The following is a 14,008-nucleotide window of genomic DNA, read 5'->3' on the forward strand; positions in this document are numbered from 1 at the left end:
CAACAGCAGTCGAGCATGGCTCGACTCTACAATCGAAAACCATGAGCACAACGCCCTCCCCCGCCCGTCGCCTGCGCCGCTGGTTGCTGCGCGGCCTGTGGCTGGCCATTGCCCTCGTTGCGGCGATGGCGCTATGGAACAGCCCGTGGGCGGCCGCGCCGAAGATGCTGTGGGCACTCTCGCGGATGCCGCCGGCCACCGAACTTCCGGTGCCGGTGGAGGGCGTCCGTCCCCGGCAGATCGCCGATACGTTCGGCGCTCCGCGCGGCCGTGACCGCTCCCACGCCGGCATCGACATCTTCGCCAGGCGTGGCACACCGGTGCGCAGCGCCACGGCCGGTGTCATCGCGGATGTCAGCGAACGCGGGCTCGGCGGGCGCCAGGTCTGGGTGATCGGGCCGGCGCGCGAACGCTACTACTACGCCCACCTGGACGACTGGGCCGAAGGCCTGGCACGCGGCCAGGTGGTGCAGCCCGGCGATCTGCTCGGGCATGTCGGCGACAGTGGCAACGCCAAGGGCACTCCGCCGCACCTGCACTGGGGCATCTACGGCACCGACGGCGCGCGCGATCCACTCCCGCTGCTGCGCTGACCCAGCCCACACCCGGATCATCGGGTCGATTCGCTCATGATTTGTAAATAGGAATAGTTCGTATTACCATTTCTTTCGTTTTCGGTGGTGCCAGGACGGCCTGCCCGTCCGTTTCCCACCCGTAGCGCCTCGCCTCTGGATGCCGGCCGGGCGCGCGTGCTCGTCCAGGACCCCCATGACCCGTTCCGTCTTCCGTACGCCGCAGCCACAACGGCTGTCCGTTGCCGTGCTCGCCGTTCTCTGCGCCGTGGCCCCGGCCGCCTTCGCCGAAACCGCCGCCGATCCGACCAACCTCGACAAGGTGGTGGTGAAGGGTGAACGCGCCGAAGGCTATTCGGTGCGCCGCACCTCGGCCGGTACCCGCTTCGACCTGGCCCCGCGCGAGATCCCGCAGTCGATCAGCATCATCAGCCACCAGCGCATCGAAGATCAGAACCTCGACGACATCATCGACGTGCTGGCCAACACCACCGGCGTGACCAGCACCCAGTCCGACAGCGAACGCACCGAGTTCTACGCGCGCGGTTTCTACATCGATGCCTACCAGTTCGATGGCCTGCCGACGCAGATGGTGCAGAACTGGAGCTACGGTGATTCCGGCCTGGACCTGGCGCTGTACGACCGCGTGGAAGTGGTGCGTGGTGCCACCGGCCTGCTCAGTGGTGCCGGCAATCCGTCCGCGTCGGTGAACCTGATCCGCAAGCATGCCGACAGCGCCGAACTGACCGGCAGCGTCTCGGTGAACGTCGGTAGCTGGGGCCGCACCCGCACCACGGTGGACGTGGGCAGTGCGCTGAACGCCAGCGGCACCGTGCGCGGCCGCGTGATTGGCAGCTACCTGGACACCGACGGCCAGATGGATCGCTACAACCAGCGCAAGACGCTGGGCTATGCGGTCATCGACGCCGACCTGACCCCGGACACCCAGCTGAGCGTGGGCTACGACTACCAGCAGAAGCGCGCCAACGGCGCGACCTGGGGCGGCTTCCCGATGCTGTACTCCGATGGCTCGCGCACCGGCTATGACGAATCGTTCAACGCCAGCCCGAACTGGACCTACTGGGACACCACCAGCAAGCGCGCGTTCGCCACCCTGCAGCACGCCTTCAGCAATGGCTGGAAGTTCAAGGTCGGTGCCACGCACGATGAGACCAAGGCCGACGACAAGCTGTTCTACCCGGCATACAACGACTGGACCACGGGCGCATCGAACTTCGACAGAACCAACGGCACGGGCATCTCGCCTTCCGCGGGTTTCTACAACACCGAGCGCAAGGTCACCGGTGTTGATGGCTACGTTGACGGTCCGTTCCAGCTGTTCGGCCGCGAGCACCAGTTCATGGCCGGACTGAGCTACAACAAGCGCGACTATGCCAACTATGGCGACTACCAGGTCGGTGGCGCCGGCAAGACCTGGGACCCGTTCACCAGCTACCTGCACTGGACCGGCAACATCAGCGAGCCGAACTGGAACCCGCTGGCACTGGCCAGCCAGGGCACCATCACCCAGAAGGCCGGTTACGCCGCCGCACGCCTGTCACTGGCCGATCCGTTGAAGCTGATCATCGGCGCCCGCTACACCGACTGGAAGAGCGAAGGCGAGAACGACGACCGCGAACACAAGGTGACCACCCCGTACGCCGGCCTGGTGTATGACATCAACGACACCTACTCCGCGTACGCCAGCTACACCGAGATCTTCCAGCCGCAGACCGCCCGCGACCGCAACGACCGTTATCTCGACCCGGTCGACGGCAAGAGCTACGAGGTCGGCGTCAAGGGGGCTTGGTTCGACAACCGCCTGAATGCCTCGCTGGCGGTGTTCCGCATCGAGCAGGACAACGTCGCCCAGGTCACCAGCGAGCCGATCATCGGCCGCCCGGGTGAGTTCGCCTCGATCGCCGCACGCGGCACCGTCAGCCGTGGCTTCGAGTTCGAGGTGAACGGTGAACTGGCACCGGGCTGGAATGCCACCTTCGGCGCCTCGCGCTACGTGGCCAAGGACATCAACGACGCCGACATCAACACCAACCTGCCGCAGACCGCCCTGAAGCTGTTCACCAGCTACACCCCGCAGTCGCTGCAGGAACTGACCGTCGGTGGCGGTGCCAACTGGCAGAACCGCATCTACTACGCGGTGCCTGCCTACGGCCGCATCGAGCAGAGTGGCTATGCACTGGTCAGCGCCTTCGTGCGCTACCGCATCTCGCCGGAGTTCAGCGTGCAGGCCAACCTCAACAACCTGCTGGCCAAGAAGTACCTGTCGCAGATCAACGGCTACGGTGCGTATGGCGATGGCCGCAACGGCTCGCTGACGTTCACCTGGTCGTTCTGATGTAACCGGCTTCTGTGGAGTCGAGCCATGCCCGACTCGGTCACAGAGGGCAGTCGAGCACGGCTCGACTCTACAACGGGGGCGCTCAGCGCCCTCGTTGCAGCGGCGCCCCGGCAGGTGTAGCGTCGCGGACACGGTGGCCTGCAGCTTCGACCCGTGCCATACGGGCACCTTGCGCCTCCCCCTTCAAGGACGACCGGCCATGCGCACCCGCACGAAACTCGGTGTCTCGCTCATGGCCCTGTTCTCGTCGCTACCGCTGATGATCGGCACCGGCAACGGCTACTTCATCCTGCTTCTGCTGATCGGCCTGCCCGCCGCCATCCTGTCCTGGTTCGATCTGGGCCGTGAACTGCGTGCCATCCCCAGCCCCACCCGTACCGAGCGAGCGCTCGGCCTGGCAATGGGCGTTCCGCAGGTGCTGTTCGGGCTGTTGTGTGCGGTCATCGGCCTGCTGTTGGTTGTCTGGATCCTTTACAACCTGCTGATCGAGCACCAATCGCAGTTCCGCATCCCGTCACTGCCCGCCTTCGCGGCTGGGCCGATGATGATCGTGGCCGGGCTGGGTTGGGCGCGCACAGCCTTCCGCCGCGCGGCCCTTGAGCAGGACGCCCCGGAACAGGACATTCCGGATTGATCCCTGATGACCGGTGCCGGGACATGCCCGGCACCGCTCCCACATCAGAACCGCAGATCCGCGCGCAGGTACCAGTAGCGGCCACGCGGGATGTCGTAGGTCGAAGCGTCGTAGCCGTTCAACGAGCACGACAGGCAGATCGGCGGATCCTTGTCGAACACGTTGTTCAGGCCGGCGGTCAGCTGCAACCCCTTCATCCAGTCGATCTTGTAGCCCACCTGCATGTCGTGGAAGGTGGTGGCCGACAGCGTGTTGGTGCCCGCTGCCTGGTTGCTGCACACCGGGAAAGCCGCGGCATCGCCACAGTTCTCGGTCAGCTCGGAGATGTGCCGCACCGTCCAGTTGGCGCTCCAGCGGTCCATCGTCCAGCCGATGCTGGCATTGCTGGTCCACTCCGGAATCGAGCTGTCGGCCACTTCCACGCCCGGCTTCTGCGGCTGCTTCTGCCCGGCCGCGCCGGTGGCCTCGTAACGGCCGACGAAGGTGTTCTTCCACGCCAGCTTGAACTGGCCGATGGAGGTCTGCGGCAGGGTCCAGAACAGATCCACGTCCCAGCCGTCGGTCTTGATCGAACCCAGGTTGGTCAGGCGGTTGTTGAAGCTGCTGACCGCACCGGTGCTGGCACGGGTGATGCCATCGCAGTAGACCGGGTCCAGCGTATCCACGCACAGGTCCAGCTGGGTCTGCGCGTTGATCGCCTGGATCGCACCATCGATGGCATGGCGGTAGAAGGTCACCTCCACGTCGAAGCGCTCCGACCACGACGCATTGTTGCCGAACCACGGGCTCCACACGAAGCCGGCGCTGAAGCTGCGCGAGCGTTCCGGCTCCAGTTCGCGGTTGCCGCCGGTGGTCACCGAAATCTGCGAGTTGGCCTGCTGGAAGCCGGCCGGCACGCCCAGCGCGGCACAGTTGGCGGCGCTGCCACGCGGCGGCGTGCCGCCCAGACCCACCGAGCACGGGTCGAACAGCTGCAGGTCGGCACGCGCCGCCGAGCCGTACAGTTCACCGATCGACGGTGCGCGGAAGCCCTCGGCGTAGGTGGTGCGCAGCACGAAGTCATCGGTCACCTGCCAGCGCAGGCCGTACTTGGGCGTGAACTCGCCACCGAAGGTGGAGTAGTCCGAATAGCGGCCGGCCAGGCTCAGGTCCAGTTTCTTGCCGAACGAGGAATCGGCGAAGATCGGCACGCTCAACTCCAGGTAGGCCTCGTTGACGTCGTAGGAACCGGAGGTCGGCTGCGACGGCACGCCGTTGTAGTGGCCGATCACCGTCAGCGGATCGGGCTGGTAGGAGCCCTTGTACTTGCGGTACTCGAAGCCGGTGGCGAACGATACCGGACCGGCCGGCAGCGAGAACAGCTCGCTGGACAGGTTGGCGGTGAACAGGCTCAGTTCGTTCTGGCTGCGGTCGCGCACCACCGGCTGGATCCACTTCAGCATGTCCGGGGTGATCGAACCGACGCCGCCGAAGATGTTCAGCGGCACGCAGCCCGGCGTGGCCGCACAGACGGACGGATCGCCCAGCGCCATGTTCACCTTGTAGATGTCATAGCTGCCGTAGTTGGTCTGTTCGGCCTTGTTCTTGCTGTACATGCCGTTGACGTCCCAGTACCAGCTGCGGTCGGCGGCATGGAAGTCACCGACCAGGCCGGTGGCGAAGTAGGTGGTGTCCACTTTCTGCTTGAACACGCGCGCACCGCCTTCCACCGGGCGACGACCGATCAGGCTCATGTTGTCGCCGGAAACCAGATCGAAGCCGAACGGGTTGTACGGGTTCAGGCGCGAGACCACGATGTTGTCGGCCAGCGGATTGCCGGTGGCGCCATCGGGGCCGAAGAACAGCGGCTCCGGGCCGGCCTGGTTGGTCGACTCACGACGGTTGCCCAGTGCCTTGACGTACCACTGCACGTTGTCGGTGATGTCGAAGCGGAACTGACCGAACAGGCCTTTGCGCTCCGACGGCGTCAGCACCATGTTGTATTCGGCGAAGTTGAAGCGGTCGGCGGTGGTGAAGCAGTGGTAGTCATCCGTGCGGCTGCAGCCGGCGCTGCCGTCGTAGCGCGGATTGCTCACGCCGGTATTGGGCACGATGTTCTGCACCGCACCGGTGTTCGGGTCGGTGAACATGAAACGGCCCTGCGGAATGCCACCGCTGCCGAACGCCAGGCCGGTGCCGGGAATCGGGAAGCGCGACTGCTCGCGGTCCTTGGCGAATACCGGATCCTGCTTGGTCCAGCTGGCGCCCAGGAACAGGCTGAAGCGGTCGCCACTCTTGCCCCAGGCCAGGTCCACGCCCTTCTGCGTGCCGTCGCCCTTGCTGTACTCGCCGTAGTTCAGCGTCACCTGCCCACCATCGAAGTCACGGCGGGTGATGATGTTGACCACGCCGGCAATGGCATCGGAGCCGTACAGCGACGACGCTCCATCTTCCAGCACCTCGATGCGCTCGACGATGGCCAGCGGAATGGTATTGAGATCGGTAGCCGAGCCGACGCCGGAGGCGGACGACTCATTGACCCAGCGGATGCCATCGACCAGCACCAGCACGCGCTTGGCCCCCAGGTGGCGCAGATCGACCTGCGCCGAGCCGGCACCCACGCCACTGCCATCGGGCGGGAAACCGAAGTTGCCGGACGAGTTGAACTTGGCGTTGAGCGCCGAACCGGAACCGGTGAGCTGCTGCAGCACTTCGCCGATCGAGGTCAGGCCGGTGCGTTCGATGTCACCGCGCGTCAATGTCTGGATCGGCACCTGGCCTTCGACTTCAGCGCGCTTGATACGGGTACCGGTGACTTCCACCGCATCGAGGTTGGTGGTGGATTGCGCAGCGGCACCCAACGGTGCCAGGGCCGTCACGCACAGCGCAACGGCAACCGCCAAAGGGCGGTGGTGCAGGTACTTCATTCGCTCTCTCTCCAAAGGAATGTCGGGACTTGGACTGCCGCGCTCCCCCCTGCGTGGCGGCAGCGTCTCCTTTGTAAACAAACGGTAAAAACCACGGCGTGATGATCGACACTATTTCACGCGGAATTGACGCAGTTGGCAGCCGATTGCGTCAGATGCGTGCCGTTAAATACCGGACGGTACTGTTCGAGGCGGACGGCTTGATGCCGGACACGACAGCACACGCGGAGTTTTCCCAGCCCTCATCAAGCGCTCTTGCGAGTGCCGATGCTAGTAGCCCTGCGCTGTGACGCGAAGGCCACGCCCCTCGATGGCGAACAGCACCCGGGCCATGTCGCCGTAGTCGGTGCTGTCGGCGGTGGTCAGGTGCAGCGAGGGCTGGAGCGCCGGCGGCAACTGCTGGAGCTGGGCGAGGGCGTGCTGCAGTGACGGGTCGTCCAAGGGCCGGTCATTCCAGTAGACGCCACCGGCCGCGTCGAGATGCAGCGCGATCGATGCCGGCGGCGTGTGCCCGGGCCCCGGCGGGCATACAGTGCCCTGTTGGAACGTGCGCACCGCCGTCGTCTGTGCCATCGGCAAGGTGGTGACCACCAGCGCCAGCAATACCAGCAGCACATCTACCAGCGGCGCCAGATTGATCCCGGACATCAGCGCACGGGCGTGCACGGACGCATAGCGCATACCACGCTCCTTCGCGGAACAGCGGCCCACGTCGGGCAGGCCGCGCTGTGCCTGAATCATCGCACAATTGAGATCCGCGACAGGTGTGTCGCTTCTGCCGCCCCCCGCATGCACACCGTCCCCGCAGGATCGATCGTCTGCCCATCCCATCGGCGGCGTGCACACGATGCGAAACTGAATTCAGCCAGCCCCCGCTATGCTGGGCGCCATGACCCGACGCTCTTCGACCGCCCTGTCCCTGCTGCCCTTGGCCACCACGCTGCTGATCGGCTGCGCCAATGCCCAGTCCCTCGACGCCCAGAACGCGCAGCTGAAGGCCGCGATCGCTGCCGCCGAACGCGGCCAGTTCGATCCCGGCCAGGCCGCCGCACTCAGTCGCCATCCGGCTTACGGCTGGCTTGAGTACGCCAACCTGCGCCGCAACATCGACACCGTCGATACCGCGCAGGCGCAGGCCTTCCTCAAGCGCTATGACGGCCAGGCCGTGGCCAACACGTTCCGCAGCGTGTGGTTGCCCTCGGTCGCACGCCGCCAGGACTGGCCCACCCTGCTCGCCAACTGGGCGCCCACCGACAACGTCGGGCTGCGCTGTGCGCAGCTGACCGCGCGCCAGGTGACGGGCAAGGTCGATCCGCAGTGGATCAGCGAGGCACAGGACCTGTGGCGCAAGAACGGCAAGTCGCTGCCGGACGGCTGCGACGCGGTATTCGCCGTGCTGCAGGCACAAGGCGGCCTGAGCGACGCCCTGCGCTGGGAGCGTATCGATGCCGCCGCCGACGCACAGCAGCCGGCCGTGATGCGCAGCGCCGCACGCGGCCTGCCCGCCGCGGACCTGGCGCAGGCCAACAGCTACGCCGCCTTCGTCGACAAGCCCAATGCCAGCGCATTGAACTGGCCGCGCAACGAGCGCAGCCGGCGCATCGCCACCGACGGCCTGGCCAAGCTGGCCAAGGCCGACCCGGCCGCCACCGAACAGCAGTTGCCGCAGTACGCCCAGGCGCTCGGCCTGAGTGCCGAGCAGCAGGGCCAGGTGCTGTACCAGATCGCGCTGTGGACGGTGGCTTCCTACCTGCCCGATTCGGCACGCCGCCTCAACGCAGTGCCTGAATCGGCGTATGACGAACGCCTGCATGAATGGCGCGTGCGCGAGGCGATGTCGCGCGGTGACTGGCCGGCGGCACTGACCGCGATCCGCAAGATGGCCAGCAAGCAGCGCAGCGACCCGCGCTGGCGCTACTTCGAAGGCCGCATGCTGGAGAAGACCGGCCAGTCCCAGCAGGCGCAGCCGCTGTTCCGCGAGGCCGCGCGCGCACCGACCTTCCACGGCTTCCTGGCTGCCGACAAGCTGCAGCAGGGCTATACCCTGTGCCCCTGGAAGCCGAATGACAGCGCGCAGGCACAGGAGGTGATCGCGCGTGACCCGGCCATCCAGCGCGCGATGGCGCTGTACCAGATCGACCGCACCGGCTGGGCCGTGGCCGAATGGAACAGCGCGCTGTCGCGCTTCGATGACACCCAGCGCCGCCTCGCCGTGCGCGTGGCGCAGGACAACGGCTGGTTCGACCGCGCCGTGTTCGCACTGGGCAAGCAACCGCAGGAGCAGCGCCTGTACGACCTGCGCTTCCCGCTGCACCACGACGCCACCATCCGCCGTGAATCAGCACGCAATGCAATCGACCCGGCCTGGGTGGCGGCGGAAATCCGCGCCGAGAGCACTTTCACCCCGCGTGCGCGCTCGCCTGCAAACGCCATGGGCCTGATGCAGGTGCTGCCGGCCACCGGTGCCGGCGTGGCCAAGTCGATCGGCCTGACCGGCTACGGCGGCGCCGACAGCCTCTACGACCCGGACACCAACATCGCCATCGGCACCGCCTACCTGCGCCAGCTGATGAACAAGTACGACGGCCTGCCGTACGTGACCATCGCCGCGTACAACGCCGGCCCGACCCCGACCGCGCGCTGGCAGGGCCAGCGCCCGGGCTTTGATCCGGACCTGTGGATCGAGACCATCAGCTACAAGGAAACCCGCGAGTACGTCGCCCGCGTGCTGGCCTTCAGCGTGATCTACGACTGGCGCCTCAACGGCGATGCGCTGCCGCTGAGCGACCGCCTGATGGGCCGCCTGGTGGACAAGCGCAAGAGCTTCAGCTGCGCCGCCAACGCCGACCAGGGCGGGGATTGATCGCACTGCGGTAGTGCCGGCCGCTGGCCGGCAGCTTCGGTGTGACTGCCGTTGCCGGCCAGCGGCCGGCACTACCGGTGCATCTGCGCCGGGCATGCGATGATTCCAGCCATGAAGATCTATCTTGTCGGCGGCGCCGTACGCGACCGCCTGCTGCAGCGCCCCGCCGGCGACCATGACTGGGTGGTGGTTGGCGCCACGCCCGCGCAGATGGAAGCGCAGGGCTACACCGCGGTCGGCCGCGATTTCCCGGTATTCCTGCATCCAAAGACCGGTGAGGAGTACGCACTGGCGCGCACCGAGCGCAAATCCGGCCGCGGCTATCGCGGCTTTGTGGTCGATGCCGACCCGGGAGTGACGCTGGAAGAAGACCTGCAGCGCCGCGACTTCACCATCAATGCGATTGCCTGCGACGAAGACAGCGGGGCGCTGGTCGATCCTTACGGTGGCGTGCGTGATATCGAGCAGCGCGTGCTGCGCCATGTCGGCCCTGCGTTCGTGGAAGATCCGTTGCGCGTGCTGCGCGCGGCGCGCTTCATGGCGCGCTTCGCGCCGCTGGGCTTTACCGTCGCCGAAGAGACCATGGCGCTGATGCGCGAGATCGCCGCCAGTGGCGAACTGGATGCACTGGTGCCGGAGCGAGTGTGGCAGGAACTGCGCAAGGCGCTGGTCAGTGAGCGGCCCTCCGCCTTCCTGCGCACGCTGCACGATGCACATGCACTGGGCCCTATCCTGCCCGAGCTGGAAGCGCTGTATGGCGTGCCGCAGCGTGCCGAATTCCACCCGGAAGTCGATACCGGCATCCACCAGGAAATGGTCAGCGACATGGCGGCGAAGCTGGCCCCCGGCGATGACCTGGTCGGCTTTGCCGCGCTTACCCACGATCTCGGCAAGGGCCTGACTCCGCCGGAGGAGTGGCCGCGCCACATCATGCACGAACAGCGCGGCATCAAACCCCTGAAGGCACTGTGCGCGCGGTTGAAGATTCCCGCCGAGCACCAGCAGCTGGCCGAAGCGGTCTGCCGGGAGCACTTGAACGTGCACCGCATCGACGAACTCCGCGATGCCACCGTGTTGGAACTACTGGGCCGCTGTGATGCGCTGCGCCGGCCGGAGCGCGTGGCCCGCATCGCACTGTGCTGCGAGGCCGACAAACGCGGCCGGCTCGGCTTCGAGGACGCCGACTACCCGCAGGGCGAAACGCTCAAGCGCCTGCACCAGGCGGCACTGTCAGTACAGGCGCGGGACCTGGATACCACCCATTTGAAGGGCCCGGCCATCGGTGAAGCGTTGGCCAAGGCGCGCGTAAAAGCCATCGCCGCCGCCCGCTGATCCGCAACCTCCGTGGCGGCCGCGCACCGACTCCCATGGGTAGTGCCGGCCGCTGGCCGGCAACCCTATATCGCTGGCTTCAATGCGCCATCCCGCGGGTGATCGCCGCCGCCCGCTGCTTCAGCTGGGCCACGGCATCGGGAATCATCTCCATGCCCACGTCCAGGCCGGGGTTCAGCACCAGGCCGACGCCGTCGCCGATCCCGGCCAGCAGCGCGTGCACCGCGATCGGCATGGCATGCGCGAACTGCGGCAGCTGCTCGTGCCACAGGCCCGCGCGCTCGGGCGCGGTGAACACCGCGAACATCGGCTCGCCGCTCTCGCTGGTCAGCACCAGCGGCGAGATGCTCTCGTCCCAGGCACCGTCTTCGCCGATGGCCTTGTCCAGCAGCACGAACGCCGTCGAGGTCAGCAGGCCATCGAGGAACTGCGATGCGGTCAGCGTGCCGTCCTGGGCCTGCAGCAGGCGCACCTCGAGGTCGTTGAGGGGTTCGAACGGGGTGTCGTGGTCCATGGTCGGTTCCGGTACGTGGTTGCAGGCTGCAACTTTAGCAGGCCGGGGGTGAGGCACGGCAGCGTGTCGGCAGGGGCGCGCGGGGCTTCAGCGGCCGATGTACCAAAGCGCCCAGCGCTCACCGGCCTGGGCCCCGCCATAGGAATTCGGGGCCGTGCGGAAGTCTTGATAGCTTTGGGAGGAAAGCATGGCGGGCAGGATACGGCCGGCCGCAGATGCTAGAACCCTGCTACCCCACCTGAACCGCTCGACGGGGGAATTGTTAAGGCCTGCTTCGACAGTCTGACGAAATCGTCAATGTGTCCAATTCGCTTGTGACCGTGTGCCGGCGCCGCTCCACTCAATCCTGGAAGGACGTTGAGACTGGCATGACCAAGAGCTTTGAGCACGGCTGGAGCGGGTCGTATAGTCGTATGACGTAGAGCAATGGAACGCCGATGAACGCTACCTCGCAAGGCCTCGCGCCACAGGCATGCATGGATGGACGCCAAGGAAGCTGGCAGCACGAGCGGCACAACCTGTCGCATGTGCCCCTTAACGCGGTACATCGCGCCGTCTTCCTCGGCCATCCCTCCTGTCCAGCCGATCAAGGATCAGGGCAATCCTGCCAGTATCCTCACGCGCAGAGAACCGTGCCCCGTAGTAACCCTGAAGAGGCGCCTACTTCAATCAGCGACATGGACCGCTCATGCTGAAACCCTCCCCCTCCCTCACTCACGTGGCGTTGATCGCCTTGATCACACTGGCCGTTTCCGGATGCAACAAGGAACGCTCATACCCGGTCTATCGCGAGAATCCTGCACCCAAGGATGCGCTACCGATTGTGATCCGGGTCCACGATGCGCCTGTGGAGCTCACCCTCCCGAAGGTTTTCGTCTCCTACGAGATAGACCCGCTCTGCCTCCCACCGATCAACAACTACGAGGGTGTGCAGTACGCCCCCCAACGGCACTCAGTAGAGTTCCCAGTACAACGCGTCAGTGCAACCGAGTTCAGCAGCACCGTGTTCGAGGACGGCATGGCAGTCGCTGACTATTACGGGCGCGGGCCATGCGAATGGAAACCCAGCATCATTCGAGCTTCATTCCCAGTCATTTCCGAGGGACGCGAAGGCTTCATATCAGTTGCCGTCCACCATCTCGAACTGAAGAACCTACTCACGTCGGTTTCGTACGCAGACAGTCAAATGACCCTGCAAACAAAGAGTTCGACGCCTGGGTGGGTGCGAACGCAGTCCCAGTATAGCTACAACAGATTGTCTGATATCGAGAAGCAGAAGTACTTTGCCATAGAGATATCGTCTCCTTCGAAAGGAATCGTCCCATGAGACCTCTAACCAATGCAGCCCTAGCCAATGCAGCCTACTCCCCACCGTCACATCCAGCTCCAGGCGATAAGGAATCGCTGCGCGTTGATGGTGAAGACTTCGAAGTTCTTGGGCGACGTGACGCAGTCAGCGGCTATCAAGGCGTTGTGTACCGGAACATCAAGACCAACGAGATCATCATCGCCCACCGAGGCACCGAGTTTGATCGCCAGGCCATACTTGATGGCGGCGTCGACGCAGCGATGGTCAGCGCCAGAGTCAACGCACAGATTGATGATGCCCTCGTACTGACCAAGCAGGCAATCAAGCAAGCTGAGGAAAACGGATATGGTCCGGTGTACGTCACTGGACATTCCCTAGGCGGCGCACTCGCGCAGATCACTGCCTACCACTACAATCTTCCTGGCGACGCCTTCAATCCCTACGGCGCTGCGGGGCTGGCGTATCGCCTGCCTGAAGGCCAGCCGGCCAATGCGGCGCCCTTCACCAACCATGTGATGGCGGGCGACCTCGTTAGTGCGGCCGGCCCTCATTACGGCAAGGTTGAGATGTACGCGCTCCCCAAGGAACTGGGAGTCTTGCGCGATGCCGAGCAGGGCCAGCGCATCGCCTCGCTCGTATCGCTTGGGATGAAAAGCGGCCATGTCATGTCCGCTGCGGTTGCGGTCCAGTTGGGTGATTCCCATCGAATGGTTCACTTCATTGACCGTATGACCGACAAGGGCCCAGTGCAGTCCGTACTGGACGACCCCGGGGCGCGGATCACTGATGCCGAGGACCTACGCCGGATAGCGGAGTATCGCAAAGACATCCACCAGTTGCGCCTGGGGGCGACCGTACTTGTCGGCGGTGGCCCTGGACTCCTGCGCGACGGGGTCAATTACCTTCGCGGCACCGGGGAAGCCGGAGCGTACGCCCGTCGCGAAGCCGAAGCCGTGCAGCACGCAGAAAGTGCATTGAAGGCTGGGGAGCGTCCGGTCCAAGAGGCAACCGAAAAGGGCTCGCCCTCTCTGAGCAACCCAGGCTTCGCTCCCAAGAGCCCATTGCAGGAGAGCATAGAATCAACCTTGGACAAGGCAGGCCTGGATCCCCGAAAGGAAGGCCACCCCGACCATGCGCTCTACCGGCAGATTCGCGACGGTGTATCGGCCGTGGATGCCAGGCACGGGCGCGGCTTCGATGAAACCAGTGAGCGCGTGACGGCCGGCCTGCTTGCAACGGCCAAGCGCAGCGGCCTGGAACGCGTCGATCATGTTGTCTTGGGCAACCCTCCCAGCGATGGATCAGGACCTCGCATGTTCGTCGTGCAGGGAGCGTTCGACAATCCGGCACACCTGAGGGCATCGATTGCGGTCAGCGAGGCGGTCAATACACCCGTAGATCAGTCGCTCGCCAAGGTCGAGCAGATTTCGCAGGCACAGCAGGTCGCTCAGCAAGAGCAAACCCAAGAGCAGACCCGAACAGCGATGCGCATGGGCTAGGCCAGCCTGATGGCTTGGCC

10 protein-coding genes are annotated in these 14,008 nt (G+C 65.4%); 7 read left to right on the forward strand and 3 right to left on the reverse strand.

The features are described 5' to 3' along the window. Nucleotides 1-41: 41 nt before the first annotated feature. The 3 genes from AC5P5R_RS08305 to AC5P5R_RS08315 all read left to right on the forward strand — a co-directional run bounded on the left by AC5P5R_RS08305 (nucleotide 42) and on the right by AC5P5R_RS08315 (nucleotide 3,565). A complete protein-coding gene (locus AC5P5R_RS08305) occupies nucleotides 42-593 on the forward strand; it encodes a M23 family metallopeptidase (RefSeq protein ID WP_100438115.1) in 552 nt (183 codons plus the stop codon). A gap of 175 nt (nucleotides 594-768) precedes the next feature. Continuing rightward, nucleotides 769-2,928, forward strand: a complete 2,160-nt coding sequence (gene fhuE / locus AC5P5R_RS08310; protein ID WP_100438116.1) for a ferric-rhodotorulic acid/ferric-coprogen receptor FhuE — start codon at nucleotides 769-771, stop codon at nucleotides 2,926-2,928. Nucleotides 2,929-3,130: 202 nt separating this feature from the next. Continuing rightward, entirely contained in the window at nucleotides 3,131-3,565 is a 435-nt protein-coding gene (locus AC5P5R_RS08315; protein ID WP_224119261.1) for a hypothetical protein, read from the forward strand. 44 nt (nucleotides 3,566-3,609) lie between these two features. Here the strand turns inward: AC5P5R_RS08315 and AC5P5R_RS08320 are convergent, their stop codons facing one another. Beyond that, the gene (locus AC5P5R_RS08320; protein WP_088428854.1) at nucleotides 3,610-6,471 is read right to left on the reverse strand and encodes a TonB-dependent receptor plug domain-containing protein; all 2,862 of its coding nucleotides are present in this window, start codon (nucleotides 6,469-6,471) and stop codon (nucleotides 3,610-3,612) included. A 270-nt stretch (nucleotides 6,472-6,741) separates the two neighbouring features. Then, nucleotides 6,742-7,152: a biopolymer transporter ExbD gene (locus tag AC5P5R_RS08325; RefSeq protein WP_005414480.1), complete on the reverse strand. Its 411-nt coding sequence runs from the start codon at nucleotides 7,150-7,152 to the stop codon at nucleotides 6,742-6,744. A 196-nt stretch (nucleotides 7,153-7,348) separates the two neighbouring features. Here AC5P5R_RS08325 and AC5P5R_RS08330 point away from each other — a divergent pair, with 196 nt between their 5' ends. Both AC5P5R_RS08330 and AC5P5R_RS08335 read left to right on the forward strand, forming a co-directional pair. Beyond that, nucleotides 7,349-9,334: a transglycosylase SLT domain-containing protein gene (locus tag AC5P5R_RS08330; RefSeq protein ID WP_100438117.1), complete on the forward strand. Its 1,986-nt coding sequence runs from the start codon at nucleotides 7,349-7,351 to the stop codon at nucleotides 9,332-9,334. Nucleotides 9,335-9,445: 111 nt separating this feature from the next. Beyond that, nucleotides 9,446-10,666: a multifunctional CCA addition/repair protein gene (locus tag AC5P5R_RS08335; RefSeq protein WP_100438118.1), complete on the forward strand. Its 1,221-nt coding sequence runs from the start codon at nucleotides 9,446-9,448 to the stop codon at nucleotides 10,664-10,666. 79 nt (nucleotides 10,667-10,745) lie between these two features. On the opposite strand, the gene AC5P5R_RS08340 is transcribed toward AC5P5R_RS08335, so the two are convergent. Next, nucleotides 10,746-11,180, reverse strand: a complete 435-nt coding sequence (locus AC5P5R_RS08340) for an SseB family protein (RefSeq protein WP_005411035.1) — start codon at nucleotides 11,178-11,180, stop codon at nucleotides 10,746-10,748. Between the two features lie 688 nt (nucleotides 11,181-11,868). Here AC5P5R_RS08340 and AC5P5R_RS08345 point away from each other — a divergent pair. Next, on the forward strand, nucleotides 11,869-12,507 hold the full coding sequence (locus tag AC5P5R_RS08345) for a hypothetical protein (protein WP_100438119.1): 639 nt from the start codon (nucleotides 11,869-11,871) through the stop codon (nucleotides 12,505-12,507). Further along, nucleotides 12,504-13,988 carry an XVIPCD domain-containing protein gene (locus AC5P5R_RS08350; RefSeq protein ID WP_100438120.1) on the forward strand — a complete coding sequence of 495 codons (1,485 nt, stop codon included), beginning with the start codon at nucleotides 12,504-12,506 and terminating at the stop codon, nucleotides 13,986-13,988. The genes AC5P5R_RS08345 and AC5P5R_RS08350 overlap by 4 nt, the downstream gene beginning before the upstream one ends. Nucleotides 13,989-14,008 lie beyond the last annotated feature (20 nt).

This window comes from Stenotrophomonas sp. YJH_SMC_19 (genome assembly GCF_059367915.1).

Excerpts from the sequence above, each read along its gene's own strand:
- AC5P5R_RS08335 (WP_100438118.1), top strand. The coding sequence starts at position 9,446 with ATGAAGATCTATCTTGTCGGCGGCGCCGTACGCGACCGCCTGCTGCAG.
- AC5P5R_RS08320 (WP_088428854.1), bottom strand. The coding sequence starts at position 6,471 with ATGAAGTACCTGCACCACCGCCCTTTGGCGGTTGCCGTTGCGCTGTGC.
- AC5P5R_RS08350 (WP_100438120.1), top strand. The coding sequence starts at position 12,504 with ATGAGACCTCTAACCAATGCAGCCCTAGCCAATGCAGCCTACTCCCCA.
- fhuE (WP_100438116.1), top strand. The coding sequence starts at position 769 with ATGACCCGTTCCGTCTTCCGTACGCCGCAGCCACAACGGCTGTCCGTT.
- AC5P5R_RS08330 (WP_100438117.1), top strand. The coding sequence starts at position 7,349 with ATGCTGGGCGCCATGACCCGACGCTCTTCGACCGCCCTGTCCCTGCTG.
- AC5P5R_RS08340 (WP_005411035.1), bottom strand. The coding sequence starts at position 11,180 with ATGGACCACGACACCCCGTTCGAACCCCTCAACGACCTCGAGGTGCGC.
- AC5P5R_RS08305 (WP_100438115.1), top strand. The coding sequence starts at position 42 with ATGAGCACAACGCCCTCCCCCGCCCGTCGCCTGCGCCGCTGGTTGCTG.
- AC5P5R_RS08345 (WP_100438119.1), top strand. The coding sequence starts at position 11,869 with ATGCTGAAACCCTCCCCCTCCCTCACTCACGTGGCGTTGATCGCCTTG.
- AC5P5R_RS08325 (WP_005414480.1), bottom strand. The coding sequence starts at position 7,152 with ATGCGCTATGCGTCCGTGCACGCCCGTGCGCTGATGTCCGGGATCAAT.
- AC5P5R_RS08315 (WP_224119261.1), top strand. The coding sequence starts at position 3,131 with ATGCGCACCCGCACGAAACTCGGTGTCTCGCTCATGGCCCTGTTCTCG.